The organism is Pseudomonas sp. NFACC24-1 (genome assembly GCF_900115235.1).
GTDB classification, from domain to species: Bacteria; Pseudomonadota; Gammaproteobacteria; order Pseudomonadales; family Pseudomonadaceae; genus Aquipseudomonas; species Aquipseudomonas fluorescens_AA.
Genome location: NZ_FOVS01000009.1, coordinates 152134 through 179033, shown reverse-complemented (window position 1 = coordinate 179033; position 26900 = coordinate 152134). Strand labels below are relative to the sequence as shown.

At 53.0% G+C, this 26900-nt stretch carries 24 protein-coding genes; 3 read left to right on the top strand and 21 right to left on the bottom strand.

The annotated features are described in order from the left end of the window. Nucleotides 1-76: 76 nt before the first annotated feature. From kdpB to kdpF, 3 genes are read right to left on the bottom strand one after another with little or no spacing between them, the layout of a single operon-like run. Nucleotides 77-2131: a potassium-transporting ATPase subunit KdpB gene (kdpB, locus tag BM317_RS11295; RefSeq protein WP_092474330.1), complete on the bottom strand. Its 2055-nt coding sequence runs from the start codon at nucleotides 2129-2131 to the stop codon at nucleotides 77-79. Nucleotides 2132-2141: 10 nt separating this feature from the next. Continuing rightward, the gene (gene kdpA / locus BM317_RS11290; protein WP_092474328.1) at nucleotides 2142-3836 is read right to left on the bottom strand and encodes a potassium-transporting ATPase subunit KdpA; all 1695 of its coding nucleotides are present in this window, start codon (nucleotides 3834-3836) and stop codon (nucleotides 2142-2144) included. 8 nt (nucleotides 3837-3844) lie between these two features. Then, nucleotides 3845-3934, bottom strand: a complete 90-nt coding sequence (kdpF, locus tag BM317_RS11285) for a K(+)-transporting ATPase subunit F (RefSeq protein ID WP_003218754.1) — start codon at nucleotides 3932-3934, stop codon at nucleotides 3845-3847. A 396-nt stretch (nucleotides 3935-4330) separates the two neighbouring features. On the opposite strand from kdpF, the gene eat reads away from it, so the two are divergent. Then, nucleotides 4331-5695 (top strand): ethanolamine permease, encoded by a 1365-nt coding sequence (gene eat / locus BM317_RS11280; RefSeq protein WP_092167568.1) that lies wholly within the window; start codon nucleotides 4331-4333, stop codon nucleotides 5693-5695. A 119-nt stretch (nucleotides 5696-5814) separates the two neighbouring features. After that, nucleotides 5815-5982: a DUF2897 family protein gene (locus tag BM317_RS11275; protein WP_092474326.1), complete on the top strand. Its 168-nt coding sequence runs from the start codon at nucleotides 5815-5817 to the stop codon at nucleotides 5980-5982. Nucleotides 5983-6164: 182 nt separating this feature from the next. Here the strand turns inward: BM317_RS11275 and BM317_RS11270 are convergent, their stop codons facing one another. From BM317_RS11270 to BM317_RS11260, 3 genes are all read right to left on the bottom strand, one after another. Next, nucleotides 6165-7016 (bottom strand): urea carboxylase-associated family protein, encoded by an 852-nt coding sequence (locus BM317_RS11270; RefSeq protein ID WP_092167565.1) that lies wholly within the window; start codon nucleotides 7014-7016, stop codon nucleotides 6165-6167. A 15-nt stretch (nucleotides 7017-7031) separates the two neighbouring features. After that, nucleotides 7032-7685 carry a GntR family transcriptional regulator gene (locus BM317_RS11265; protein ID WP_092474324.1) on the bottom strand — a complete coding sequence of 218 codons (654 nt, stop codon included), beginning with the start codon at nucleotides 7683-7685 and terminating at the stop codon, nucleotides 7032-7034. A gap of 154 nt (nucleotides 7686-7839) precedes the next feature. Beyond that, nucleotides 7840-8175 carry a ComEA family DNA-binding protein gene (locus tag BM317_RS11260; protein ID WP_063322342.1) on the bottom strand — a complete coding sequence of 112 codons (336 nt, stop codon included), beginning with the start codon at nucleotides 8173-8175 and terminating at the stop codon, nucleotides 7840-7842. Between the two features lie 397 nt (nucleotides 8176-8572). On the opposite strand from BM317_RS11260, the gene BM317_RS11255 reads away from it, so the two are divergent. After that, nucleotides 8573-9535: an acyltransferase family protein gene (locus BM317_RS11255; protein ID WP_170842298.1), complete on the top strand. Its 963-nt coding sequence runs from the start codon at nucleotides 8573-8575 to the stop codon at nucleotides 9533-9535. Nucleotides 9536-9590: 55 nt separating this feature from the next. On the opposite strand, the gene BM317_RS11250 is transcribed toward BM317_RS11255, so the two are convergent. The 15 genes from BM317_RS11250 to wbpB all read right to left on the bottom strand — a co-directional run bounded on the left by BM317_RS11250 (nucleotide 9591) and on the right by wbpB (nucleotide 26883). Continuing rightward, nucleotides 9591-11585 (bottom strand): polysaccharide biosynthesis protein, encoded by a 1995-nt coding sequence (locus tag BM317_RS11250; protein ID WP_092474322.1) that lies wholly within the window; start codon nucleotides 11583-11585, stop codon nucleotides 9591-9593. Between the two features lie 114 nt (nucleotides 11586-11699). Next, nucleotides 11700-12716 carry an MraY family glycosyltransferase gene (locus BM317_RS11245; protein WP_060738574.1) on the bottom strand — a complete coding sequence of 339 codons (1017 nt, stop codon included), beginning with the start codon at nucleotides 12714-12716 and terminating at the stop codon, nucleotides 11700-11702. A gap of 4 nt (nucleotides 12717-12720) precedes the next feature. Next, nucleotides 12721-13677: an NAD-dependent epimerase/dehydratase family protein gene (locus tag BM317_RS11240; protein ID WP_092474320.1), complete on the bottom strand. Its 957-nt coding sequence runs from the start codon at nucleotides 13675-13677 to the stop codon at nucleotides 12721-12723. Nucleotides 13678-13691: 14 nt separating this feature from the next. Then, the gene (locus BM317_RS11235) at nucleotides 13692-14912 is read right to left on the bottom strand and encodes a glycosyltransferase family 4 protein (protein WP_170842297.1); all 1221 of its coding nucleotides are present in this window, start codon (nucleotides 14910-14912) and stop codon (nucleotides 13692-13694) included. 46 nt (nucleotides 14913-14958) lie between these two features. Next, nucleotides 14959-16023: a non-hydrolyzing UDP-N-acetylglucosamine 2-epimerase gene (gene wecB, locus BM317_RS11230; protein ID WP_092167548.1), complete on the bottom strand. Its 1065-nt coding sequence runs from the start codon at nucleotides 16021-16023 to the stop codon at nucleotides 14959-14961. A 7-nt stretch (nucleotides 16024-16030) separates the two neighbouring features. After that, entirely contained in the window at nucleotides 16031-17131 is a 1101-nt protein-coding gene (locus BM317_RS11225; RefSeq protein ID WP_368665047.1) for a glycosyltransferase family 4 protein, read from the bottom strand. 30 nt (nucleotides 17132-17161) lie between these two features. Beyond that, nucleotides 17162-18295, bottom strand: a complete 1134-nt coding sequence (locus tag BM317_RS11220; RefSeq protein ID WP_092167612.1) for an N-acetyl sugar amidotransferase — start codon at nucleotides 18293-18295, stop codon at nucleotides 17162-17164. 101 nt (nucleotides 18296-18396) lie between these two features. Further along, nucleotides 18397-19158 carry an AglZ/HisF2 family acetamidino modification protein gene (locus BM317_RS11215; protein WP_060738580.1) on the bottom strand — a complete coding sequence of 254 codons (762 nt, stop codon included), beginning with the start codon at nucleotides 19156-19158 and terminating at the stop codon, nucleotides 18397-18399. Beyond that, on the bottom strand, nucleotides 19158-19766 hold the full coding sequence (hisH, locus tag BM317_RS11210) for an imidazole glycerol phosphate synthase subunit HisH (RefSeq protein ID WP_092167544.1): 609 nt from the start codon (nucleotides 19764-19766) through the stop codon (nucleotides 19158-19160). Before hisH ends, BM317_RS11215 begins: the two co-directional genes overlap by 1 nt. Further along, nucleotides 19763-20998, bottom strand: a complete 1236-nt coding sequence (locus BM317_RS11205; RefSeq protein ID WP_218189414.1) for an oligosaccharide flippase family protein — start codon at nucleotides 20996-20998, stop codon at nucleotides 19763-19765. Before BM317_RS11205 ends, hisH begins: the two co-directional genes overlap by 4 nt. Further along, a complete protein-coding gene (locus tag BM317_RS11200; protein WP_092474316.1) occupies nucleotides 20995-22311 on the bottom strand; it encodes a polymerase in 1317 nt (438 codons plus the stop codon). Before BM317_RS11200 ends, BM317_RS11205 begins: the two co-directional genes overlap by 4 nt. Before the next feature lie 3 nt (nucleotides 22312-22314). Further along, complete coding sequence (locus BM317_RS11195) at nucleotides 22315-23397, bottom strand: DegT/DnrJ/EryC1/StrS family aminotransferase (RefSeq protein ID WP_092167539.1); 1083 nt, start codon at nucleotides 23395-23397, stop codon at nucleotides 22315-22317. Between the two features lie 2 nt (nucleotides 23398-23399). Beyond that, nucleotides 23400-23975, bottom strand: coding sequence for a UDP-2-acetamido-3-amino-2,3-dideoxy-D-glucuronate N-acetyltransferase (gene wbpD / locus BM317_RS11190; protein WP_092167537.1), 576 nt, complete (start codon nucleotides 23973-23975; stop codon nucleotides 23400-23402). Then, nucleotides 23972-25822 carry an acyltransferase family protein gene (locus tag BM317_RS11185; protein ID WP_092167607.1) on the bottom strand — a complete coding sequence of 617 codons (1851 nt, stop codon included), beginning with the start codon at nucleotides 25820-25822 and terminating at the stop codon, nucleotides 23972-23974. Before BM317_RS11185 ends, wbpD begins: the two co-directional genes overlap by 4 nt. Nucleotides 25823-25932: 110 nt before the next feature. Beyond that, a complete protein-coding gene (gene wbpB / locus BM317_RS11180) occupies nucleotides 25933-26883 on the bottom strand; it encodes a UDP-N-acetyl-2-amino-2-deoxy-D-glucuronate oxidase (RefSeq protein ID WP_092167535.1) in 951 nt (316 codons plus the stop codon). Between the last annotated feature and the right edge of the window lie 17 nt (nucleotides 26884-26900).

Sequence of the window (26900 nt, the reverse complement as noted above, 5' to 3'; positions counted from 1 at the left end):
GCTTGGGGGCTGCTGCGCAGCCCGACGGGGATAAATCCCCTCGCCACAAGGTCAGCGGTGCATCTCGATAACTACGTCAAACCAGCCCCAACGCCGTCAGCAACATATCGATCGCCTTGATCCCCACGAACGGCACCAGGATCCCGCCCAGGCCATAGATCAACAGATTGCGCCGCAACAGCGCCGCCGCGCTTGCCGCTTGCACGCGCACGCCGCGCAGGGCCAGAGGGATGAGCACGACGATGATCAAGGCGTTGAAGACAATGGCCGACAAAATCGCGCTCTGCGGGCTGCTCAGGTGCATCACGTTCAGCACGCCGAGCTGTGGATAAATCGACGCGAACAATGCCGGCAGGATGGCGAAATACTTGGCGATGTCGTTGGCGATGGAAAAGGTGGTCAGCGCCCCACGGGTCACCAACAGCTCCTTGCCGATCTGCACCACGTCCAGCAATTTGGTCGGGTCGCTGTCGAGGTCGACCATGTTGGCCGCTTCCCGCGCGGCCTGGGTGCCGTCGTTCATCGCCATGCCGACATCGGCCTGGGCCAGGGCCGGGGCGTCGTTCGCGCCGTCGCCGCACATGGCAACCAACCGACCGTCATTTTGCTCGTGACGGATACGCGCCAGTTTTTTCTCCGGCGTGGCCTCCGCCAGCACGTCGTCGACACCGGCCTCGGCAGCAATCGCGGCGGCAGTCAGCGGGTTGTCGCCGGTGACCATCACCGTGCGAATCCCCAGCTTGCGCAGCTCGGCAAAACGCTCACGGATACCGGGCTTGACCACATCCTTGAGATGGATAGCGCCGAGCAGCTTGCCGTCCACGCACACCAGCAACGGCGTACCGCCGCTCTGGGCGATCTTGTCGACCTCCCGCGCCAGGGCCGGCGGCAATTCATTGCGTGCAAGGCCGATGAAATCCAGCAAGGAATCCACGGCGCCCTTACGGTAGATGCGCCCCTGATAGTCGACCCCGGACAGACGGGTTTCGGCACTGAACGGCACGGCCGTCAGTGCGTCGACGCCCGGCTCGGGCTGTGGGTGCAAACCTCGCAGGTACTCGACGATGGACTTGCCCTCGGCCGTGTCATCGGCCAACGAGGCGAACAGCGCACCTTCGGCCAGTTCCTTGGCACTCACGCCGGGGGCGGCATAGACCGCCGTACAACGCCGATTGCCAAAGGTGATGGTGCCGGTCTTGTCCAGCATCAACACATGCACGTCCCCCGCCGCCTCGACCGCACGGCCGGATTTGGCGATCACGTTCAGGCGCACCAACCGGTCCATCCCGGCGATGCCGATGGCCGACAGCAGCCCACCGATGGTGGTGGGAATCAAGGTGACCAGCAGCGCCACCAGAAACACCAGCGGCAGGCTGGCGTTGGCGAAATGGGCGAACGGTTGCAGCGTCACCACCACCAACAGGAAGATCAGCGTCAGACCGATCAGCAGGATATCCAGCGCCACCTCGTTCGGCGTTTTCTGGCGCTTGGCGCCTTCCACCAAAGCGATCATGCGGTCCAGGGTGGACTCGCCGGGATTGCTGGTGATGCGTACCAGCAGCCAGTCGGAGACCAGCCGCGTATTGCCGGTGACAGCCGAGCGATCGCCGCCGGACTCGCGGATGACCGGCGCCGATTCGCCGGTGATCGCTGCCTCGTTGACCGCAGCGATGCCTTCAATCACCTCACCGTCGCCGGGGATCATGTCGCCGGCCTCGACGCGCACCACGTCGCCTTTGCGCAGACGGGTGGCGGGGATGATTTCAAAGCCGCTGGCGGTCTGGCGACGTGCATTGAGGCCTTCGCTGCCGGCCTTGAGGCTGTCGGCCCGGGCCTTGCCGCGCCCTTCGGCCAAGGCTTCGGCAAAGTTGGCGAACAGCACGGTGAACCACAGCCACAGCGCAATCTGCGCGGCGACGAACGTCGGCACCGTAGCGTCGGGAATGAAGCACAACACGGTGGTGAGGATCGCGGTCAGTTCCACCACCAGCATCACCGGGGCACGGTGCAATTGGCGAGGATCGAGCTTGACGAAGGCTTGCACCAACGCTGGCCGCCAGAGGGCCGACAGGTGGGTCTTCGGTTGTTCCGGCGCCTTGACGGCGACGGTTTTGCTCATCGGCATATTCATCATCAAATCCTCAGAAACCCATGCTCAGGTGTTCGGCAATCGGCCCCAGCGCCAGGGTCGGCAGGAAGGTCAAGCCACCCACCAGCAGGATGGTCACGGTCAACAAGGTCACGAACAGCGGGCCGTGGGTGGGAAAGCTGTTCTGGCCAATAGGCGCGCTCTTCTTCAAGGCCAGGCTGCCAGCCAATGCCAGCACCGGCAGGATGTAGCCGAACCGGCCGATCAACATGCCCAGGCCCAGCATCAGGTTGTGGAAAGGTGTGTTGGCGCCAAACCCGGCGAATGCCGAACCGTTGTTCGCTCCCGCCGAGGTGTAGGCGTACAACAACTGGCTGAAACCGTGGGCACCCGGGTTGCTCACCGCTGCGGCAGGCCCGGGCAGGCTCGCGGCGACGGCACCCAGCACCAGCACGCTGACGGGCATCACCAGCAGGGTTGCCACCAACAGTTGCACCTCTCGGGCCCCCAGCTTCTTACCCAGGTATTCCGGGGTGCGACCGATCATCAAGCCGGCCAGGAACACAGCGATCAACACGTTCAATAGCATGCCGTAGAGCCCGGCCCCGACGCCGCCGAAGATCACCTCGCCGACCATCATGTTCACCAGCGATACCATGCCACTGAGCGGGTTGAGACTGTCATGCATGGCGTTGACCGAGCCGTTGGACGCTGCCGTGGTCGTCACCGACCACAGCACCGTGGCGGTGGTGCCAAAGCGCGTTTCCTTACCCTCCAGCGGCGCGGTCTGTTCGACGGCAGGGTTGTTCAGGGCCGGGTTGGGCTGGTATTCGGCCCACAGCGACGTCGCGCCACCGATCAGGAAGAGCGCCAGCATGCAGGCGATGATCGCGCGGCTCTGACGCAGGTCCTTGACGTAATGGCCGAAGGTGAACACCAGCGCGGCGGGAATCAGGATGATTGACGCGAGTTCAAACAGATTGCTCCAGGCCGTCGGGTTTTCGAACGGGTGGGCCGAGTTGACGCCGAAGAAACCGCCGCCGTTGGTACCCAATTGCTTGATCGCGATCTGGCTGGCGGCCGGCCCCAGCGGGATGACTTGGTCGGCGCCCTGCATCGTGACCCCGTGCACATAGTGCGCGAAGGTCTGCGGCACACCCTGCCAGACCAGGAACAACGCCAGCAGCAGGCACAGCGGCAACAGCCCGTAGAGGGTGGCGCGAGTCATGTCGACCCAGAAGTTACCCAGCGTCGTGGCGGACTTGCGCCCGATTCCGCGACACAGTGCCACCAGCACGGCCAGGCCGGTGGCGGCGCTGACGAAGTTCTGCACGGTCAGGCCGACCATCTGGCTCAGGTAGCTCAGGGACGCTTCGCCGCTGTAGGACTGCCAGTTGGTGTTGGTCATGAAACTCACGGCCGTGTTGAAGGCCTGGGTCCACTCCATGCCGGGCAGTTGCTCGGTATTGAGGGGCAGATGGCCCTGCAGCAGCAGAACCGCAAACAGCAACACAAAACCCGCCAGGTTGAACGCGAGTATGGCCAGGGTGTATTTCTGCCAGCTCTGCTCAGCGCTGGAATCGACACCGGCCAGGCGATAGCAACCGCGCTCCACCGGGCCAAGGATCGGAGAAAGCCAGGTGCGCTGGCCTTCCATCACCCGGAAGTAAAAACGCCCCAGAAACGGTGCCGGAATCAGCACCAGGGCGAAAAAGGCGAGGATCAGCCCGTAGTCATAACCGTGCATAGCCGCTCCTAGTTCCGATCGGCGCGCAACAGCGCAACCAGCAGATAAATGAACAGCGCCACTGCCAGCAGCAGCGACACCCCGTCCAGAACACTCATGGGATTTCTCCGTGGTACGGCGTCGTGCCGTGTGTGGAGTGATTGTCGGCAGGGAGGCTGTAAAGGAACGAGATCGAGAGAGGGCTTGGGGGATAAAGAAAGTGTAAAAAATGAAGGGTTGGTTGGCTCGGCTGGCCCTATCGCGAGCAAGCTCGCTCCCACATTTTGATCGGTCGTGAATACAGAATCTGTGTCCACCCTGTGGGAGCGAGCTTGCTCGCGATGAGGCCCGGACAGGCGCCGACGCTCTGAACTGGGGCACAAAACCAGGCCATCCGGCAGCGAACATCCCCGATACGACACGATTTCACCCATTACGACCGCCCCCGCCACACTGGCACGCCCACTGCACTGCCCCTCTCCAGCGCTTTTGCTATGGATCGAGGGGAGCCACTGATGAACACACAACTCAAACCCACCCTGGGCACCCTGCATTTATGGGGCATTGCCGTCGGCCTGGTGATTTCCGGCGAGTATTTCGGCTGGAGCTATGGCTGGGGCGTGGCCGGAACGCTAGGTTTCCTGGTGACATCCTTCATGGTGGCGGCCATGTACACCTGCTTCATTTTCAGTTTCACCGAGCTGACCACCGCCATTCCCCATGCCGGCGGGCCTTTTGCCTACAGCCGTCGCGCCTTCGGCGAGAAAGGAGGATTGATTGCAGGGCTGGCGACGCTGATCGAATTCGTCTTCGCGCCGCCGGCCATTGCCCTGGCCATCGGCGCCTACCTGAACGTGCAGTTCCCGGCCCTGGACCCGAAACACGCAGCGGTGGGTGCCTATATCGTGTTCATGGGCCTGAACATCCTTGGGGTCAAATTGGCGGCGACGTTCGAGTTGATTGTTTGCGTCCTGGCGGTGGCCGAACTGCTGGTGTTCATGGGGGTCGTGGCCCCGGCGTTCAGTTTCAGCAGCTTTGCCCTGAACGGCTGGGCCGGTTCCGATGTGTTCGGCGCGCCAGCCATTGCCGGCATGTTCGCCGCGATTCCCTTCGCCATCTGGTTCTTCCTGGCCATCGAAGGCGCGGCCATGGCCGCCGAAGAAGCCAAGGACCCGAAACGCACGATTCCCAAGGCCTACATCAGCGGCATCCTGACCCTGGTGTTCCTGGCGATGGGTGTGATGTTCTTTGCTGGCGGCGTCGGCGATTGGCGCACCCTGTCAAACATCAACGATCCCCTGCCCCAAGCCATGAAAACCGTGGTCGGCGAAAGCTCCGGCTGGCTGCACATGCTGGTCTGGATCGGCCTCTTCGGCCTGGTGGCGAGTTTCCACGGGATCATCCTGGGCTACTCGCGACAGTTCTTCGCCCTGGCCCGCGCCGGCTACCTGCCCGCCTCCCTGGCCAAACTGTCACGCTTCCAGACCCCGCACCGGGCGATCATCGCCGGTGGACTGATCGGCATTGCCGCGATCTACAGCGACGGCCTGATCAACCTCGGCGGCATGACCCTGACCGCGGCAATGATCACCATGGCCGTGTTCGGTGCCATCGTCATGTACATCATGAGCATGCTCAGCCTGTTCAAATTGCGTAAAACCGAACCCAATCTGGAACGTACTTTCCGCGCACCAGGTTATCCTATCGTGCCGGGAATCGCCCTGGTGCTGGCGGTGGTCTGCCTGGTGGCGATGGCCTGGTTCAACGCACTGATCGGGCTGATCTTCCTCGGCTTCATGGCGGTGGGCTTCGTCTACTTCATCCTCACCGCACAATTGCGCGCAGATGCGCCCGCCGATGCGATGCTGACCGGGCTTTGAGGTGAAGCCAGCCGAACGGGCGTAGTATTGAACCACTGCGAACAACCTTCGCTCATAAGTGGTAGGTGCGATGGATTGGCGAATGTTCGTCCGCCCATCGCACCCTCAAGGAGAGCCCTATGCCCTGGTATGCCTGGTTGATTCTGATTATTGCAATCGGCTCGATCGTTGGTGGTCTGATGATGCTGCGCGACACCGCCAACAAGGTCGAATTGACGGACGAGCAGCGCAAGCGTGTTGCCGAGCGCAATGCGGAAATGGATGCGAAGGAGGCCAAGGATCGTTGAGTCCGAAATGAATAGAGCCTCTGTGGCGAGGGGATTTATCCCCGCTGGGCTGCGTAGCAGCCCCCAAACCTGCCACCGGGTGTGTCTGATCCACTGGGGGGCTTTTTAGAGGGGCTGCTTCGCAGCCCAGCGGGGATAAATCCCCTCGCCACAGAGGGCAGTGTATTGCCGCGCCTGCCGCGCTACTTTTCCCAATCCGCCTTGGCGATGTGCAAGCCATGCATCCCGTTGTACGCCGCCCGCTCAGGCTGGCTCCAGCCCTGCAGCAATGAATCCTCCAACCGATAGATCTCCACCCCCAACGGACGGCAGACGCTGAGGGGATCCTGTGCATCCGGCCCCCACATGGCCAGCGACAGGTCACCCCCCGGGCAGGTGGACAAAGCACACAACAGATCGATCTCGGCAAAGAATTCCAGGTAATCACCCTTCTGCGCCGGACAGGCCTTCATGAAGTACATGTCGTCATGGTTAAGCCCCGTGCACTGGAAAATATTCAGTACATCGTGCACATCGAACTCCGTCAGGCCGTGGGGCAACACCGCACGAGTCAGGTTCGAATGGCAGTGATGATGGAAATCCTCGCCGGTCAGCATCCTGTTCACATACGGATCACAGCGCGTACCCAGCAGATCGTGCAGTCGTCCGCCATGCTCGTCGATGCCATAGCCGGCCAGGCTGTCATCGGTGATGGTCACCAAGGGTCGCAGGAATGGCAGGTTCGACCACAATCGATCATGGGTGCTGACGTGGGCGCCCTGAAGCTGGCGCGTACGCGCCGCCCACAGGCGCTCCCGCGGATCGTGGGCGTTCCAGACATTGAAGTCCCCCACCTGCGGGCCCACTGGCGTCGTGACGCGGAACACATGCCCGGCCGGCACGTGCCAGGCGCGACCGGTACGGATCGGCACCTCGAACTGTTCGATCAGGGTGCGCTTTTCCTGCTGCGCGCGAATTCGTTCGTAGAAAGGTTTATCCACCTGCAGGGCAGAACCTTTGCTGACCTGGTAGGCGGCTGGGTAGTCTTTGTACATGGCGCAGGTCCTTGATCATTGGTGATGGGTGGGAGCCAGCAACTGCAAAAGCAGTTGCTCGGAATCGTCGAGGTAAAGACCCATGGCTTCGTGAGCCGCAAGCTTGTCGCCCTCGGCCAGCGAATCATGGATGTACCGGTCACGGGCCAACCACGGAGCCTGAAAACACGCCTCATCGGGCGCGGAGCTGAACACCAGGCGCAGTTGTGCAACCACATTGGTGAAAAACTCATCCAGCAACGGACTGCGCATCAAGCCCACGATGTGCTGATGAAAGGCCAGGCCATGGGTGCCGACCGAACGCCAGTCTTCACGCTCCCGAGCCAAATCCGTCGCTTCGAGGGCTTCGAGCATCCGGTCAGATTGATACTCGCGCAGTGGCTGACTGCCCATGATGGCTTGCAGCTCCAGAGTGCGACGGACCTTGAACAGATCTCGCACGTCATCGACACCTAACCTGCGGACCATCACCCCTTTGTTGCGCACGTAACGGGTCAACCCTTCCTGGCCCAGGCGGTGTAAGGCTTCACGGATGGTGTTGCGCGAGGCGTTGTAGGCCGAGACCAGGTTGTTCTCCACCAGCGCGATGCCTGGCAGCAAGCGGCCACCGATGATGTCGGCGCGTAGCTCCAGAGTGATCTGGTCGGCCAAGGAAAGTGTATGGATCATGGAAGAAAGGCCTCGGATTGTTGAACAATCGGTTGGCTGTAGATAATCATTATTTATGCCAACGGCTGAATGCCTCCAGAATGCGTCCAAAAATGTGCATCCGCCAGACAGCAAAAAGGCCAGTCAATACGACCGGCCTTCTTCACTCACAAAATCAATTCACTTCCAGTTTGTCACGGTTCCTGTCGAGAATCGCCTTGCCAATCCCCTTGACCTCCAACAGCTCCTCCACCGAAGAGAACGGCCCATTATTCTCCCGATACGCAACAATCGCCTCGGCCTTGCCCTTCCCTATTCCTGACAGCTCGCGCTGCAGCGTGGCAGCATCCGCCCCGTTTAAATCCACCTTGGTACTCTGCGTTTTGGCTGGCTGCTCCACTGCTTGCGGCGTAGCGACCACCTCAGGCTTGACCACTGGGGCGGCGATAGCAGCAATCGAGGCGCTGGTGAGAAAGGCAAAAACCAGAGAGTAGAAATAGCCTGTACGCATATAAATGACGCTCCATGACATCGTTAAGAGAGAAGCAGCTTTTCCGAAGCTGCCTCTCAAACTTAGGCGATGAAGATAGCTTGTCAAAAATCAGAATGTTACAGAAAGCGTAAGAAAGGGCGCGAATCCATCGAGGTGACGTCGTGGTCGGCGGCATCCTTATGACCCTGAATATCGGGCTAAAAACTGGAAGCCCCAGGGAAGCGACCTTGGCGGTTGCGCGCATCGTGACCATACGGCAAACTTGCCGCGCTTTTAATTTTTGGGAACGTGATGAGTTTAAAGATATAGGGACTTGACGGTCTGCGTGGCATTTCGGTCCTACTTGTTATTATGTCCCACGCGGTCATCTGGCCTGTCATAGGTAGGGATCACGAACCCTGCCTTCCTGTCAGTTTTGAGTTCTCATGTAGGTGTCAGCACCTTCTTTGTTCTATCTGGCTTCCTGATAACCTTTTTGCTCATTAAAGAGAAAGAGACTACTGGAAGAGTCGACATCTTTTCCTTTATAAAACGACGTGCCCTACGTATATGCCCACTCTATTATCTGGCTATTTTCTTCCTGATAATCATGGATGTAACGGAAAAAGCCGGAATAACCAATTGCATTTATCCCTACGCATTGACATACACCATAAACTTCGCCCCCAAGGCGTGCGCGTTTTCTGCAATGTCACACTTCTGGTCTCTGTCCGTTGAAGAACATTTTTATTTATTCTGGCCAATAGTTTTTGCTTTTGGCAAACGAACCGCGATCACGACGATTTCGCTGCTGGTCCTCGGCTGCCTTTATTTCGGAACCAGTCTTTATGAACCTACAACGCTCTATTATTTGAGCCGGTGGACTTTTCCGGCAATGTTGCCGATTTTAGTCGGCTGCCTGGTTGCCTTTGTTTGCAACATTGAAAAGGTCAAGAGCATTTTCACAAATACGGCCACATCGGGAATATTACTCATCTCGATATTAGCTGGACTCACTGCACCGGCCTTCATAAAAACGGAAGCTGCCTGGCTTGTCTCGGTAGGCGCCTTAGTTCTATATATCTATCACAATCAGGACTCTCTGCTGGTGAAGCTACTTGAACTCAAACCTTTAGCAGCCGTTGGAGTCATCAGCTACGGCTTGTATGTATGGCAAGGCATTTTTACAGGTAACGGCCCATATCGAACAAAACATGTTTTTCCGCCCAGCGTGGACATCGGCTTATGGCTAACTTTTGTAGTCGCCCCATTAAGTTATATATTCTTTGAAAAGCCGCTATTGAAGCTAAAGAAAAAATATTCCTGGCAAGAGAAAAAGTCAAAGGACGATGAAGCTTTCAACCTGGAGAACTTAACTGTCGCAAGAAAGCTGGATTAACAATTAGCTTAAGATGCCCAGGGTCTGATACCAGGCCCTGGGCATACACACTTCGTCAAGGCTCAAGACGACGTTGTTGATAGATCCAGTCGACAATTTCCCCGTCAGGGGCGTACCCACTGACCGTGTCCCGCAGCAACTGACGGACTCTCGAGTAGTCATCATGCTCGATGGCGGTCAGCAGTTCAGCCAACCTCGCCTTAAGCACATCCCACGGCAGATGATCTTCGTTGGCACTCATGATCATCGGATGGGAGGTTGCGACAACGTTGTCGCCGATCAGCAACTCCTCGTAGAGCTTCTCGCCAGGACGCAACCCTGTGAACTCGATTGAAATATCGCCTTGAGGGTTTTTCTCCGAACGCACACTCAAGCCAGATAAGTGAATCATTTTTTCCGCCAGCTCGACAATCTTCACCGGCTCGCCCATATCCAGCACAAACACATCCCCACCCAGCCCCATAGAGCCCGCTTGAATGACCAGTTGAGCGGCCTCAGGGATCGTCATGAAATAACGTGTGATCTTCGGATGGGTAACGGTTAATGGTCCACCTGATTTGATCTGTTTATGAAACAGTGGAATAACCGAACCGGATGACCCCAGTACATTACCGAAACGGACCATCGTAAAACGGGTTTTGTTGACACGTGATACGTTGGCGTTGTCGCCAAACAGCACGGGCGCCAATTCACGGCTAAGGGCTTGCAAGGTCAGTTCGGCAAGGCGCTTGGTACTGCCCATCACATTGGTTGGACGTACGGCCTTATCCGTCGAAATCAATACAAAATTCGATACACCTGCCTGAAGCGCGGCTTGCGCAGTATTCAGCGTGCCGATCACATTGTTCAAAACGCCTTCGGCAATATTATGCTCCACCATCGGCACATGTTTATAAGCGGCTGCGTGATAGACCGTATCGACATTCCATGTCTTCATCACGTCCAGCAACTTGTCCTGATCCCGCACCGATCCGAGGATAGGTAATAATCGAACCGACAGTGACTCACGAGCAATTCGAGGCTCCAGTTCGGACAAAATGCTATAGAGATTGAATTCGCTATGTTCGAATAACAGCAGCGTGGTTGGCTTGAGAGCAAGGATTTGCCGACAAAGTTCGGAGCCGATCGAACCACCCGCCCCTGTCACTAAAACCGACTGTCCCGCGACGCAATGCTCAAGCAAATCAGCCTGTGCGGGTACCGGATCACGCCCAAGGAGATCCGCGATATCGACTTCCTGGATGTCGTCGACTTTGACCCGGCCGCTGGCCAGGTCCATGAAGCCGGGGACGCTACGCACATGCAGCGGAAAACCTTCAAGCAGCGTCAATATCTCTCGCCGGCGACCTCGCGAGGAGGACGGAACAGCAAGCAAAATCTCTTGCGCGCCGGTGGCATCAATCATTTTTTGAATGTGTTTAGGTTGATAGACCTGCAACCCTGCAATGACTCTATCGGCGATGCTACTGTCATCGTCGATGAACGCGACCGGCCGCATCACTCGCCCCATGCGCAATGCAGCAACGAGTTGGTTACCAGCGGCCCCAGCACCATAAATAGCGACCTTGGGCAGGCCATCGTCACGACTGGTAAACGGCACATGCTGGGCTGCGGTAAACCAATCCCCGAGAAAATACTGACGCATCACCAGACGCAGCCCGCCAATCATGATCAGGCTCAACCACCAGTAGTTAAAAATGATAGAGCGTGGCACTACGGTCTTATGATTGCTGTACCAATACACCACAAGAGCCAGCAGCAAGGCCGAAAGGCTGACAGCCTTGCAAATGGTAATCAGCGCATCGTTACCGAAATAACGCATGACGGCGCGATACATGCCAAAACGGATGAAAATCGGGATGGCAATCAGTGGCGCGGAGGCAAAAAGCCAAAGATGTGTTTCGATCGGACTGGCCAAAGCCTCCACACCCAGCCGCACGACGAACGCCAGCCATAAGGCGACCCAGACCAGAACGACATCAGTGGCCACCTGGATAGCGCGCTTGTGGCGTCTCGGCAGCCCCAGCAGGACGGTTCTCAATTTGTCCATAAACCCTTCACGCACCTCGGCCAGCTCCTAAATCCAATCCATTTTCGATACACGCAGTTACATCTTCGTCCGTTGGACAATCGATAAACGAAAAACGCGAACCCTACAGCGAAATCAGGCTTTCTCAAGCTCACCGGCGTGAAACCTGACCGCCAGCACGAGCAGTGGCACATAAGCCAATATTAAAGCCAATGCTCCATCCATGTTCCACAACACGACACAAGCTGCCAAAGGCAGCAGCCAGAACAGATTGATTGCTGTCACCACCAACGTAACCGGCAGGTGGCGGCCATAATGACGGGAAGCGAATTGATAGGCATGGCTGCGATGAGCCTCGTAGACCTTATCTCCACGTAGCAGGCGCCGTAACAATGTAAGGGTTGCATCGACAATAAAGACCCCCAGCAAAATCAGCCAGACCCACAGCAGCTTAGGTGAACTCCAAGCCGCCTGCAGCGACAGCACCCCCAGGATAATGCCAAGAAATCCACTACCCGCATCGCCCATGAAGATACGGGCGGGAGGAAAATTCCAATACAGGAACCCCGCTACAGCCATCGCTAGTACCAGCGGAGCCAAGATCAGGTTTTCAAAACCTCCCAACCAATAGAGCAGGCAGGCTCCAAGACAAGCACAAATAGCCTCGACGCTGGCGATTCCGTCGATCCCGTCCATGAAGTTATAAAGATTAAGCATCCAAACCAGATAAATCGCCGCGAGCACATGCCCTAGCCAGCCCAAATCCAATACGAAACCAAACAGCTCCAATGCAGGCAAGCCACCCAGCCAAAAAAGCGCCCAGATAGCACCGAGGAAATGTCCCAGCAATCTCCAGCGTGCCGCGATGTGGCCATGGTCGTCGAGAAAGCCCAAAAGCGCTATACCTGATCCCGCCCCCAACAAGGCCCAGGTGAATGTCCAACTAAGCCCCCCAAGAAAAGCCAGGATCGGCAACACCGATAGAAATCCTAATACGATCGCCACCCCACCACCGCGAGGGGTTGGAACCGAATGAGAACTTCGTGCGTTCGGAACATCCATCAGGCTTCGCGCCAAAGCGTAACGTCGCAAGCCACCGGTTAAGACCAACGAAACAAAAAACACTACAAACACTACAAAAAAAATTGCCATGAATTCAAACTCGACCTTTTTTTGATGAAAGGGTCATATAATCCGCGCCGGCCTTGGATAACGCTTCAGTTGTTCCAAGCGGCGGGGTCCAGCCAAGCAGCTGATGCGCCTTGCGGGAATCGACAACCAAAGAACCAAACAATTGGGAAAACATATTCTCTCGCCCTAATAGCTTCGCCGCCACACGAATGACTCCAACGGGTACATAAATCAAGCGAGGTTTACGCCCCATACCATTGGCAATGGTACGCACAATATCTACAGTAGAGACATCCGTTCCATCGGAAATCAAAAATAGCTCCCCGGCCGCAGCAGGATGCTTAATACAATGCACGATAAAGTCAATAAGATTATCCAGCGCTATCATGCTACGTTGATTATTGGCTGCCAAGAAGGGAAGTGGCATACCGAGTCGAACAATCTTTAGCAAGCGGTGAAAGTTTCCAGGAGCACTCCCGCCATAGACCAAGGGTGGGCGGATAATAACCAGCTCCATGGAGGAATCTTTGACCAGCGCTTTTAACGCCTCTTCAGCTTCAAATTTTGAAAGCGCATACGGCGTACTTGGGTTATTGCCACTCAACTCTGAAACCTTTGAATTCTTTGTCTCAGTGGCGCTGACACCAATTGAACTGATAAAAACAAACCTCTTGACCCCCCCCCGCATTGCCTCTCTGGCTAAGCGAAGAGTCGCGTTCACATTCGCACGCCTGAACGCCGAAAGAGGATCCTCTTCCTTGTCATTCAGAATATGTGCCCTTCCCGCAAGATGTACGATTGTCTCGACACCAAGGCATACCCCGTCCAAAGGGTCATTTTCAAGATCCAGGCAAACATAGTCAAAATCTTGTGACGGAGTCATGGAGCTACGACCTATGCCCTTTACGGCGTAGCCTCGCTCCTTCAGAACCTTACAAAGCAAACTACCTATATAACCTGACGCCCCGGTAACCAACTGCATGCAATGCACCTTAATCAATTTTCCAGAATCCGCCGAGCCAGAGACGTATACTCAAAATTAGCCTCAAGGAAAAGGCGACCTTTCGCGCCCATCTCACGCAAAACAGTCCCATCAAGTAACAACATTTCCTGGAACGTATGTGCAAGCTGCTCAGGTTGATCGGGAACCACGGACATGCCGCAACCAGCCTCTTTTATTGGATCATTAAAGGCATTATAAGAAGCAATGACAGGGACCCCGGCAGCCATGTAATCATATAGTTTGTTTAAACTCACACCGAATCTGTAAATAGGCAGGTCATGCATAACAAAAAACCCGGCATCGACAACACGAAGAGCTTGCTGGATCTCTGCTTTATCGACCTGCGGGTAAAAAAGAACAAAGTCGTAACCGAGTTTACGACAGCGAGCATTAAGCTCAGCGCTTTGCTCCCCCTTACCAACGATGATAAATTTTACTGACACCCCCTCTGGAACCTCAAAAAAATGCAGCGCATCCAAAAACAGGTGCATCGCATTGGGTTCCCCCAAGGCGCCGGCGTAAAAAAACAAAAAATCGCCTTGCGATTTAAATCTCGTCAGGTCATCTAATAAATTAGAGCCCTGAGACTCACCGCTTGCATTTACATCATTAAGCGAAAAACCATTAGGAACGTATCGAAACTTCCCCGGTTTCATTCCCCGTGACACCATGTGCTGTTTGGCACCCGGCAAAAGGGAAATCACAGCATCCGCTGAAAAATATGCGAACCTCTCAATAAGCGACAAAACCACAACGACGGGGTGGAATTTATTGAATCCAGCAATTTCCACCAAACTCAAAGGCCAGATATCCCTAACCTCAAATAGAATCTTCGATCTGAATAATTTTGCACATAGAAAGGCAGCAGGGTAGCCAAAGGGATGTGCAGAAGAATACAAAACCAGATCCGGCCTTTTCTTCAACCCCAAGCGCAGAAGAAAAAAGAATAGAAAAAAGCCGAAACACAACATGGACAAAAATCGCCCCAGGCCATTTCCTTTATATTTAGGAGCTGGAACAAAATTATATGAAACGCCTTCCAGGACCTGGCACCCCGCCTTCCCTGAGTCATCGTCCATCAAATGGTGATAGCCAGGCGTGATTATCTCCACATCATGTCCCTGAGCCTGCCATGCGTTCGCCAGATAAAAGGAGCGCCAATAGCGCCCGACTCCAGGGCCGCCAGCATAAGGGTTGATATACCAAATATTCATTGTGCTTCCCAACACGACCATAAGCGCTTATCTAACTCATGACAGCTCATGAGTGAGAAAGACAATCAGCTATGAATGACGCCGCCTGCCCACCACCGTATAAGTTCTCGTTGTCATGCACGGTGCGATTGATACCATCACGTACTGCAGCAGTAATTAAACCAGAGTCCGCCCCGCACAACACATTCGCCCCAGACTCAACGAGCTCTACCCATTCGGTTTGGTCGCGCATGGTTACACAAGGTTTTGAAAAGAAAAAAGCCTCCTTCTGGACACCACCGCTATCAGTTAATACCAAACCACAGCGTTGAAGGAGCCAGATCATCTCCAGGTACCCGACTGGATCAATCAGATTGACTTCCAATGCGAGACCTGTCTTTTCGATCATGTTCCGGGTACGAGGATGCAAAGGTAATACAACCGGTGCCACTGTATTATGAATAGTATTCAGTGCATCAACGATAGACTTCAACCTAACAGGGTCATCGGTATTTTCCGCTCTATGCAGTGTTGCCAGGACAAAACCGTCGGAAAGATTGAAACCCTCCGGCTTAGATGCACGACGAGCAAAGAACATAGCGCTGTCCTGCATGACATCGCCCGAATTCCATATTTTTACAGGCTTTTCCGAAAAGCCTTCCTTAGCCAGATTATTAATCGCAGTTTGCGTAGGGCAAAAGAGAAGATCACTCATCTGATCAGTCAAAATACGATTGATCTCCTCGGGCATGCGCATGTTAAAACTCCTCAGGCCGGCTTCAATATGGGCCACCGGAATATGAAGCTTGGCCGCTGCCAAAGCACCCGCCAGGGTTGAGTTCGTATCACCGTAAACCAGCACCCGATCCGGCTTCTCCTGAATCATGACCCGCTCAATTTCCATCAGCATTCGGCCAGTCATTTCACCATGCGAACCGCCATGGATATCTAATTGAAAATCCGGTCTAGGAATACCCAGTTGATCAAAAAAAATCTCCGACATATTGGCATCAAAATGCTGCCCGGTATGGATGATTTTTTCGGATAATCCGACCTGCTCAATAATTGCCTTGGATACAACGCTGGCCTTGATAAACTGAGGTCGAGCACCAATAATCGTGAGTAGTTTCATAATATTATTATCCCTTGGCCAAGCCGGCGTAGAATTTCAGTAATCGACGCCCTTCAACGTCCCAGTTATAGCGCTCAGTGACGGCCTTCTGACCGTTACGCCCCATCTGCTCGGCACGTTCAGGGTTCTCTATTATAAAATCGATCGCGTCGGCAATAGACTGCGGATTCAGCGGGTCTACACAAACCCCACAGTCATTTCCTTCAATAATTTCACGCCACAGGGGAAAATTAGAAGCAATAACTGGGATTCCCGAAGACATATACTCGAACATCTTATTGGGTTGGGCATCGACATGATTGGGCAGCGGATAAAAAGTTACCAAACCTGCAGCCGACCGCCCCAAAATATCACGCACCTCGGAACGACCCAACTGGCCACATTGATTAACGGAAGACCATCCATTTTTTTTCTTAACATCAACCTCAACACCGGGCTCAGAAAAATTACCCACCAGATTCAGCCGCGAACCCGTATGAACAAGCCCCATCGCCTCAACAACTTCGCGAATACCTCGGATCGAGGTGATCCCGCCCACATAGCAAACTTCTTGTTTTTTTTCGCCCCATGCGACATCAGCAGCAAGCTCGCCCACCAAGGGAAAGTTATTAATATCTACAACATTCGCATTGATAGACAAAAACTTATCTCGTATATATGGCGTCGCGGTCAAAATGCCATCCATCTTACGACAGGCGAAACGTTCATAAACGGAAAACAGGAAAGAAATAACTCTGCGCGAGACCGGGCGCAAATAGGGCTTACTTAATATTTGCTTAGGAACATCCTCATGGGAGTCAAAAATTACAATTTTCCCAAACTTCTTTAATTTCAGCCCGACTGGAATCAATTCAGGATCGTGCAAATGATAAATATCGGCCTGAAGAGAGGCAGCTTTTTTGTAAACCATGTTGGTAGTTTTGAACATTCGATTCAAGCGTCCACGCAAGAATCCCACATCCACAATATTGACTCCATCAGCCTTTTCGTCGCCCTTACCATCAGCGACTACTAACGAAACGTCATAACCATGCGCAGCCAATGTCTTGCATTCTTTCTGAAAAATGCGAATATCGAAACGAGTATGAGCTGAAGTTACATGTGCCACTTTCAAAAAGGCGTCTCCATTACTATATCTTTAAGAATAAACGCTGAGACGCCGTCCCAGAAGCTTCTGTAGGAAGACTTGAGACTTTTTGGCAACCGCCTGCAACTTATCCCAACTCTTAAAGTCAGAGTAATCATGGATTGGGGCTTGCATTAACTCATCGAACTGTTGCCGGTTGACTCGCATTTTTTTACAGAAATAATCAATATCATTCTCTAGTTCATCTGCGGCATATAAAGGCTCCGCAAGCTTAACAATCGCCTCCTCACGCGACATCTGCCCAGAAAGAATCATGCTGGAATAGTGCAGCTTACGCTTGTCATAGCCAAACTTGGTAGGGAGATAGTAGTTCTGAAACAGCTTGGTGAAGATGGACTCACCATGCTTGCGAGCATATGACCTATACCCCACTGTTTCCTGAAGGTACTTTTCCGCTTCGCGCTTATCATATTCCATAAAGTTCAGCGGTCTTACAGTTCGCATTCCTTTAGCAAAAGGATACCAAAAATAATACTCAAAAAAGCTAATAGTCTTATAATCACGCAAAGGCTTTGAACCGTACGTTCTATGAATGTCTTTTAGGTTAATAGCATCCATCGCACTTCCATGCCAAGAATCTGGAAATACTGCCTCGGTTGCAAGATTCCCACCGCTCAGAATGTATTTGATATCATTCTTCACCGCAAAGTGATACATGCTCGAAAAAAACGCATGATCTTGAGGAACGTCTTGATTGGCTACTGCAGCCTTCATATAAGAAAGCTGCAAGTCACGCATCTCCTCCCAGTTCATCACGTGGGTATGAAGATCGTATCCGCAATGTTTGATAATTTTCTCAATGTTACTAACCGCAAGCTCGCTGTTCCAACCTGCATCGACGTGCACGACTAATGGACGCAGTCCGAAATCCTTGATCTTTACAGCCAAATAAGAGCTGTCAACCCCGCCACTCAAACCGATAATGCAATCGTATTCTTTACCAGCCCCTTCCTTCTTTATCTTGTCCACAATGTTTTGCAGCCGGGTCTTTCCGTCGACCCCGCTAAACAATTGAAGAGACTGTACCTCATCAAATCTATGACAATGATTGCAAACGCCATGCTCGTCAAACTTGATATTCGCGTCAGTCTCATCCATCACACAGCGTGAACATACTTTATACACAGTCTTCCCTCTCGAATTCATTACAACTACTTTTCGCTTTCAAATCAATAATGACGGTACTAGCAGGCTCTAGATACTCATCAAGATTCAAGAAAAGCAATTTATTTACTTCCGGACATGGACTGATTAAGGTCCGGATAACTTATCAAAACCGCTTTGTGCTTTCCGTGAAAAACAAAAAAACTTCCCGCTGCGACCGCCGACACGCCCGCTTTTTCAAAGGGTTCGTTAAGATCAGCTATTGAACCCGCCCCACCACATGCGACGACAGGTATATGAACCCCAGCAACAACCGACTTGATGAGCGGTATGTCAAACCCTTGCATAGTTCCATCGCGGTCTATGGAGTTCAGGAATATTTCCCCGGCTCCGGCATCCTCGACCCTCTTTGCCCACTCGACTGGTGAAACTTTTGTATCTTTCGTACCTGATTGAGAATAGACCGAATAGCGACCCAGTAAACTTTTCTTACAATCGATAGAACAGACGACGCTTTGAGAACCGAATTGATCAGCTATTTTTCGAAGAAGCTCGACATCTGCCAAAGCTGCGGTATTCAGGGCTATTTTTTCAACGCCCAAAGCAAAAACACGTTGTGCGTGCTCAAGCGTACGAATACCACCACCATAACAAATAGGCATGAAACATTCGCCGGCCACTTCCGCTAACAGCTCATAGTCAGGTTCACGACCTAATATAGACGCTTCTATATCCAGTAGAACCAGCTCATCAACTTCTTTTTCATTGAAAATACGAATAGCATTAACAGGGTCGCCCACATATTTCGGAGACTTAAACTTCACCGTTTTAACCAGTCCCCTGTCCTTTAACAGCAAACATGGAATTACGCGCTTTCTCTGCATCAGATTAACTCGACGAAATTCTTGAAAAGCTGCATGCCGAAGCGATGACTCTTTTCAGGATGGAACTGAAAACCGAAAATATTATCTTTGGCGACCGCAGCCGTAAATTTTTGCCCATAATCAGCCGTCAGAAGCGTGTCGTGCTCATTGTCAGGACACATGTAATAGCCATGAACAAAATAATAGCGACTTTCCTCTGTCAGACCTCGAACCAATGGATGCTCATAATTACAGGAGACATGGCTCCAACCCATGTGAGGCACTTTTCGTTCTGGGCGCTTCTCAAAACGCTTGATATCCATATCAATCCAGCCTAGCCCTGGCTCGACACCCTCCTCAGAACGACGCCCCAGCATCTGCGACCCCAGGCATACTCCCATCACAGGTTTACGAGCGACAAGCACCTGTTGATTAAGTACATCTATGAGACCGCTCTCACGCAGGGTTTTCATTCCGGCATCAAACGCACCAACACCGGGCAAAATCAGCTTTTCTGCGTTTACAATATCGTCGACGAGGTTCGAGGACTTGGCCTTCGCCCCAACTCGCTTCAACATATTCAGCACCGAGGCTATATTCCCCACGCCATAATCGACCACTACAATCATGAGGAAACTCCCTTAGCACAACGATATGACATCGCAAAATAAATAACATACATTATGGCATAGCTTGCCGAGTACCACCACAGGGCCTCCGTCACCTCCCTCGCGAGCAGAAAGCATGCCGCCGTGATGACCAGTAACCCCAGTTGCCAAATCAGATCCAATCCTTGTCGTTGGGCAATATAGATAGTGTAACTAAGGGGGCTCACGATAAAACGCATATAAAACATGGGAATAAGTAAAATTGCATATTTCCCTGACTCAATCCATTCTGTACCAAATACAAACATGAACGCCCACTCACCCAGCCACCAAAACAAAAGAAATGGCGGAAAGGCTAATAGGGAGAGGACAATGAAAGTACGCAAGAAAACGGAACGGCAAGAGCCCGTAACCCTGTAATCCCGAGCAGCTTGCTCTTTGAACACATCCAGGACTGAAGTAGCAAGCAGAGTAATGGGTGCCCCCATCATTTTTATTGTTAGTGCGAACCAACCTGCAGCCTCCGCGCCAAATCGGGAGGCTATCAAGATGACAGGTAATTGGCTGGCAATGGTGTTGATCAGATCAGCGGGCAGCGAGAACTTTGGAAAGTCCCTGTATCTGTACGCGACGCTTCTTACAGAACCAATACTTTCGCTAAAACATGCTTTTAGCCAAGAGCGATCAAACCAAAAAAATACCAACAGCGTAGCCAATAGCACACCAACCGCTTGGCCGTAGATTAGGCCGCTGACTCCCAACGCGAAATAACCAGCCACCACCTGTGCCACCGCGACAGCGCCCGCCAGAGCAATTCTGGCAACGCCAAGTTTGTTAAAGGCTTGTTGAAAAGCCAATAACGAAAGGAGTCCTTTATTAGCCCCCATCCCAAAGACAACAAAAGCCAAGACAAGGGAGTAACTTTTGACTATCGGCGGAATTCCCTCAACAAACGAACTCACAACTGCGATTAAAAACGTAGCTAAAATCGACAGTGCAACGGTTATCAGCAAGACCAGTTTAATGATCGATTTTGAATCATCATTCGTATCACCGCTGAACAACGCCAACTCATAACGCCCCGTGACCAAAACAGCCATTATCGTAGCGAATGAAAGCCAAACGTTAAACGAGCCCAATTCTTCTGGAGAGTACAGCCTTACCAGAAGCAGCATCACACCCAACGATATCAACTGGGCCCCTAGAGTCCCGACGAGCACACTTCTTACTCGAGAAAAGAATTGACTCTTCAAGCTATACTCCTAGTCCTGCTCTTGGACTCCCTAGAGAAAGCCATCAACATTAGAAGCAACAGCATGAAGAAAATACCAGAACCTAACAAAACCGTTGACAACGATTGCTCAACAATTTTAGTTACGAAGAGCAATGCAACGGGCATCGCAATAAACATGGAGCGCTTCATGTAAAGAAGATTCAACAGCATAACAATCACAGCAACAATAAAAGCTTCGATTATTACTGCCGTGTATCCAAGCCTCAGATAGGCCACCGCAAAAAAATTCACGTTGGCATTAGTTTCCGAATTATTATAAATATACTCACCAATTCGAAACGTGATCGATTCACTTTTGCTAAAACCTGACAAAAGACCTATCGCTGTATCGCTATAATTATTAATCCCGTACGAGTCGTAAAACAGCTCCGCAGCCCCCAACATTGTGGCCGGCACAGTATAGGCTCGTCTAATCAGATAGTCATTTAGGTAAGAATAGCCCATAAGCTCGAACTCAAGAAAACCTGCAAGCAACAAGCCTATTGCACCAAACAGCAACCAAGAGACATTGACCCTCCCATAATATCTAAAATAGGTCATCAGAACATAAACCAAAAACAAAACAACAAAGGGATATTTCTGTCCAAAGGCTCCCCACAGGATCAAAACGTTAAAAACCCCAAGCCAAAAGAAGAAATTAGATTTTTTATAGACTCCCCAAGCAAATAAAACAGGAAAAAATGCCTGCGTCCCTATCGACGCAATATATCCATCTATAGATCCTGCTGAAAAAACGTCGCGCGCGATAGCACGTCGAAGGTATTGACCAGAAAAGTCGAGAGAAAAAAACGACATACTTTTGAGCAGAATAAACACCAAAACCAATATATTAACGACTGAAACAATAAACAGATATCTTTCACCACTGCTGGATTGACCGCTGTCACGACGAAATTTAATCTTATTAATAAGTGAGACAAGAACAACACCCATCAGCACTGACAAACACAGCCCAGAAAATGGGCTGGCCTCTGGGTAAAATGCGTTCGCCCCGTTCAAAACAAGCGCATGAGGCACGATAACCAAAAACAGCAAGGCTACGACGATATCCCCAGGCTTACTTATACTTGAACCGCATAAAAGAGAACTGCCCACAGCTAAAAACAACAAGTAAACGATCTGGAGGCCATCCATGCTTTTCTGGGAGGCCCCCATATAGTCATACAGCAAGTACAGATAATTATTATTCATCCACAACAACAGGACAAAATAGACAAAAAAGTACAAAGCATTCAAAAAAGTTGCTTTATCAACTTTTAAAGAAATGTACATAGCTTAACCAGCCACCGCAGCACAAATAATTGCCACAGCCTCGTCATCCAGATACGGATGCATTGGCAAACTCATGACCTGTTCTGCGACGCGATCTCCCGTAGGTAAATGGGCGTTTGCATCGGCTACAGCGGGCTGCTTGTTCAACGGGATGGGATAATGAACTGCCGTCGGAATGCCCTGCTTCTTTAACTTATCTTGTAACTGGTCACGCTTGTCAACAAGAATTGTATATTGAGCATAGGCACTGGTGTTCCATTCTTCCACATAAGGGATTGTCTTTACCCCCAAGGCCTCGAGTGACTCACCGTACAACTTTGCAACACGCTGACGTTGCTCAAGCTCCTCTTCAAAGATTTCAAGTTTGGGCAGGAGAATTGCCGCTTGCAGCGTATCCAGGCGACTATTAACTCCCACGCGCACATGGTGATAGCGGCGGTCCTGCCCGTGCCTGGCGATTTGACGCAGTACTTTGGCCAATTCGTCATCATTGGTAAAAATCGCGCCACCATCCCCATAGCATCCCAGCGGTTTGCTTGGAAAGAAGCTAGTACACGCTATTGTGGTGAGGTTGCAGGAGCGTTTCCCTTTGTAGGTAGCGCCAAAGCTTTGTGCTGCGTCTTCGATTACTGGGATCGAGTATTTAACGGCAATCGCATTAATCGCATCGTAGTCTGCACATTGCCCGTATAGAGAAACCGGAATGATAGCTTTCGTACGCGGGGTAATTGCTGCTTCCAGCTTTTGCGGATCAAGATTATATGTGCGTGGATCAATATCCACATACACCGGTTTTGCGCCGAGTAAGGCAACTGTCTCGGCGGTCGCAATATAGGTGAAACCAGGTGTTATAACTTCGTCACCCGGGCCAATTCCCAGCGCCATTTGAGCGATTTGCAAGGCGTCTGTACCATTGGCGCAAGTTATGCAGTGTTTAGCGCCAACAAACTGAGCAAGTTTTTCCTCGAGCTCCGCTACCTCTGGGCCGAGAATGTACTGGCCGTGGCTCAAGACGCGCTGGATGCCGGCATCGATCTTGTCCTTGATACGTGCTTGCTGGCTTTTCAGGTCAATGAATTCAATCATGCTCAGGCATCCGTCTTGTTCAAAAGTTTTCCGTTCAGCACGTAGCGCGCTCCCGTATGCGAGCAGAAGGCCTCACCCTGCTCGTTCAACTGCAATTGCTCGCCAAATTCGCTCATCCAGCCAATCTGCCGTGCGGGCACACCCACCATCAATGCATAGGCCGGTACATCCTTGTTGATGACCGCGCCGGCACCGACGAAGGCATATTCACCAATGGTAACGCCGCAGACGATGGTGCAATTGGCGCCAAGCGTCGCGCCCTTTTTTACCAGCGTATCGAGGTACTGGTCCTTGCGCTCGATCAGCGAACGCGGATTATAGACATTGGTGAAGACCATGCTGGGGCCACAGAATACGCCCTCTTCCAGCGTGACATTGTCGTAGACCGAAACATTGTTCTGGATCTTACAGCGGTCGCCGATCACGACTTTGTTGCCCACGAACACATTCTGACCGAGCGAAACGCCAACACCGATGCGGGCGCCCGCGCAAACATGGACAAAGTGCCAGACACGGGAGTTTTCACCGATCTGCGCGCCCTCATCGACGATCGCGCTTGGGTGCTGATAGTAATTCATGGCTTCAGACTCACATTAGACTGAGGTTGATCGAAAGCACGCTGCAGTGGCTCGGCAGCATAGTGCCCATAACGACGTGCACCTACCTCGTTGAGGTGGTGGCTGTCACGGTAGATGAGCAAACCTTGCTGGTAAGGCGCAGCGGCAAAGAAGCTGCTATTGGAAAGGTCCAGGAAACGCACGCCCGGCGTGCGGTCGACAATGGCCTGCACTTGCTGGTTGGCAACCTGCCACTCACGATTGAATGTCAATGGCGCCGGCAGGCCAAGCTCGGTAAAGCGCCTTACCCGCTGCACGTCTGTTTCAAACATTGGTACCTGAGCAAGCACCACGATATGTTTATGGGCTCCTGCAGTATCGACGAGAAATTCAGCAAACGCCTTGGCGAATGCTTGGCTCTGCATCTGGTACTGCCACATGCCTGCGACAATCACCCGCTCCACCTTCGGCAACTCACGAGCCACCGCCTCGATCTGCGCGCGGCAAGGTTTTTGCGCCCAGGCTGGCAGGCGTTCAATGTCAAAGCCGGGGATAGGCACGCAACTGCTGGCAGTGAGCACGCGGTAAGCAACGCCCTGCTCTTCGCCCACCTGGTCGAAGAAGTAGTTCAATTGGGCAGCATGGCTATCGCCAATTACTAGAACGGACACTTCGGCATCCGCCTTGCCTCGCTTGCACGCGCCCACTTGGGTGCCATGGCAGATAAGCTCTGGAGCAGCATAACGGGTGAGTTCCACAGACAACGGAGCGACCAGCGAGGCGTTTACACGTTGTCCACCCCACACCACCAGCGCGACCACGGCACCGGTTACAGCCCACTTGGGCAGCTGGCGCATCATGCCGGAAGCGTTTCTGGCGGGTGTTTCGACCAAGCGATAGGAAAGACATGCCAGCAGTACAGAGCTGGCCACGAAAATCGGCAACCATGCAGCCGTCAGCTCGTACTGCCCCGTGTAATAGCGAATGAACGCCAGCACCGGCCAATGCCACAGGTACAACGAATAGGAAATACCACCGATCCAGACCATCGGCCGAGTGGCTAGCAACGCGCTGACCGGACCACGCCGGGCAACGATGAGCAGCCCTGCCGCGACACAAGGCAGGATAGACCAGAAGCCTGGAAAGTGTTGCTTATCGATAGCCAGCACCGCCCAAGCCAGCAGGATTGCGCCCAGCCCACCGAATACGCTTGCAAGTAACATGGGCAGCTCGCGCTGGCGCATCAGCAAGGCAACGATGGCACCGACCATGAATTCGGGAATCCGTGCCGACAGGGCAAAATACATCCCTTCTTGCGATTCGCCCAGTCCACGGTAGCCGTTCCAGGCAAACAGACTGGCGGCTAGCAAGGCAAACGTTATGAGACGCCATTGCTTTGGCAAGCAAATGACCAGCACCGGGAAGAACAGATAGAACTGCATCTCGATGGCCAATGACCAGGTATGCAGAAGCGGCAATTCATCGGCCCGCGGCGCGAAATAACTGCCGAAGCCAGAGAAGTACTGATTGCTGGTAAACAACGCCGAGGACTTCAGGCTGTCGAGGAAAAATGCGAAGTCATCAGGCAGAAACAGGAGCGCGGACAGCGCGGACACCACCACCAGCATGACGAAATACGCCGGCAGAATACGCTTGATGCGGCTGGCATAGAATGAAACGAGATCGACCTTGTCGCTTCGCTCGGTCAACAATGCCGTTATGATGAAGCCAGAGATGACAAAAAAGATGTCGACGCCGACATAGCCGGCTTTCAGCCAGCCACTATTGGCGTGATAAAGCATGACCGCCAGCACCGCGATTGCACGCAAGCCCTGAATATCGAGACGAATGCTGCGCACGCGGCGCATCGCACCCGCTTCGTTTGGCTTGTTGAAATTATCGTTCGACACGCTGGCTTGCGATCCTGCTTGGAAAACTTGAAACGGGTGGCGCAAGGCCACCCGTGCTGTCTCGCCGATCAGCGAGAAAGGGCTTGGACGAACGGATGCGCTTCGTTGTCCGCTGCAACGACGATGGCCGCACTGCGAATGGTGTTGACCGTCTCCACGCAGTGGCGAGCATCCTCGATGCCATAACCACGCCCAGCCAGGATTTCCTCGTAGCTGGTGGTGTGCAGGTCAGTGAAGCCTTCGGAGAACTCCATTTCCTCACCGTTGACGGTAATCGAACGGTAAGTTGGCTTCTTGCCCTTTACCGATTCCGGCAGGTCGTCGGCGTCGACCGACAGGAACCAGCGTACACGTGCTTTCTCGTACTCCAGGTAACCGGCCGCCTTGTGTTCGGAAGTGAAGTGCACAACGTTGCGCTGCAACTTGCCGAAGATGAAGTGCAGCATGTCGTAGAAGTGCACGCCAATGTTGGTGGCTACGCCGAAGGACTTGCGTGGGTCACCTTTCCAGCTTTGCAGGTACCACTTGCCACGGGAAGTAATGTAGGTCAGATCGACTTCGTACTTGTGCGGGTTGTTCTCGCGGGCAACCTTGTCCTTCAAGGCAATGATTGCCTGGTGATGGCGCAGCTGCAGGATGTTGAACAGGCGCTTGCCGGTTTCCTGCTCGATCAGGGCCAACTGGTCCAACTGCTGCGGGGTCGGCACCAGCGGTTTTTCACAGATTACGTCACAGCCCAGGCGCAGACCGGCGGCAATGTGCGGTTGGTGCAGGTAGTTGGGCGAGCAGATCGACACATAATCCAAGGCGGTCTCTGGGTCGCGCTTGAGGCTGTGAGCGTGATCAAGGAAGAACTCGAACTCGGTAAAGAATTCGCTTTGCGGTGAAATGCTGTCGATGATGCCTACCGAGTCATTGATGTCATAAGCGGACACCAATGTATTGCCGGTATCCTTAATGGCGCGCATATGGCGGGGGGCGATATAACCGGCAGCACCAATTAGAGCAAAACGTTTCATCCAGAACTCTCCTGTCA

What these genes read in the sequence shown, in the direction of transcription:
- wbpD (WP_092167537.1), bottom strand. Translation starts at nt 23,975, where the DNA reads ATGAATTACTATCAGCACCCAAGCGCGATCGTCGATGAGGGCGCGCAG.
- BM317_RS11185 (WP_092167607.1), bottom strand. Translation starts at nt 25,822, where the DNA reads ATGCGCCGCGTGCGCAGCATTCGTCTCGATATTCAGGGCTTGCGTGCA.
- BM317_RS11265 (WP_092474324.1), bottom strand. Translation starts at nt 7,685, where the DNA reads ATGATCCATACACTTTCCTTGGCCGACCAGATCACTCTGGAGCTACGC.
- eat (WP_092167568.1), top strand. Translation starts at nt 4,331, where the DNA reads ATGAACACACAACTCAAACCCACCCTGGGCACCCTGCATTTATGGGGC.
- kdpB (WP_092474330.1), bottom strand. Translation starts at nt 2,131, where the DNA reads ATGAATATGCCGATGAGCAAAACCGTCGCCGTCAAGGCGCCGGAACAA.
- hisH (WP_092167544.1), bottom strand. Translation starts at nt 19,766, where the DNA reads ATGATTGTAGTGGTCGATTATGGCGTGGGGAATATAGCCTCGGTGCTG.
- BM317_RS11195 (WP_092167539.1), bottom strand. Translation starts at nt 23,397, where the DNA reads ATGATTGAATTCATTGACCTGAAAAGCCAGCAAGCACGTATCAAGGAC.
- kdpF (WP_003218754.1), bottom strand. Translation starts at nt 3,934, where the DNA reads ATGAGTGTTCTGGACGGGGTGTCGCTGCTGCTGGCAGTGGCGCTGTTC.
- wbpB (WP_092167535.1), bottom strand. Translation starts at nt 26,883, where the DNA reads ATGAAACGTTTTGCTCTAATTGGTGCTGCCGGTTATATCGCCCCCCGC.
- BM317_RS11235 (WP_170842297.1), bottom strand. Translation starts at nt 14,912, where the DNA reads ATGAATATTTGGTATATCAACCCTTATGCTGGCGGCCCTGGAGTCGGG.
- kdpA (WP_092474328.1), bottom strand. Translation starts at nt 3,836, where the DNA reads ATGCACGGTTATGACTACGGGCTGATCCTCGCCTTTTTCGCCCTGGTG.
- BM317_RS11275 (WP_092474326.1), top strand. Translation starts at nt 5,815, where the DNA reads ATGCCCTGGTATGCCTGGTTGATTCTGATTATTGCAATCGGCTCGATC.
- BM317_RS11200 (WP_092474316.1), bottom strand. Translation starts at nt 22,311, where the DNA reads ATGTACATTTCTTTAAAAGTTGATAAAGCAACTTTTTTGAATGCTTTG.
- BM317_RS11240 (WP_092474320.1), bottom strand. Translation starts at nt 13,677, where the DNA reads ATGCAGTTGGTTACCGGGGCGTCAGGTTATATAGGTAGTTTGCTTTGT.
- BM317_RS11215 (WP_060738580.1), bottom strand. Translation starts at nt 19,158, where the DNA reads ATGCAGAGAAAGCGCGTAATTCCATGTTTGCTGTTAAAGGACAGGGGA.
- BM317_RS11270 (WP_092167565.1), bottom strand. Translation starts at nt 7,016, where the DNA reads ATGTACAAAGACTACCCAGCCGCCTACCAGGTCAGCAAAGGTTCTGCC.
- wecB (WP_092167548.1), bottom strand. Translation starts at nt 16,023, where the DNA reads ATGAAACTACTCACGATTATTGGTGCTCGACCTCAGTTTATCAAGGCC.
- BM317_RS11245 (WP_060738574.1), bottom strand. Translation starts at nt 12,716, where the DNA reads ATGGCAATTTTTTTTGTAGTGTTTGTAGTGTTTTTTGTTTCGTTGGTC.
- BM317_RS11260 (WP_063322342.1), bottom strand. Translation starts at nt 8,175, where the DNA reads ATGCGTACAGGCTATTTCTACTCTCTGGTTTTTGCCTTTCTCACCAGC.
- BM317_RS11250 (WP_092474322.1), bottom strand. Translation starts at nt 11,585, where the DNA reads ATGGACAAATTGAGAACCGTCCTGCTGGGGCTGCCGAGACGCCACAAG.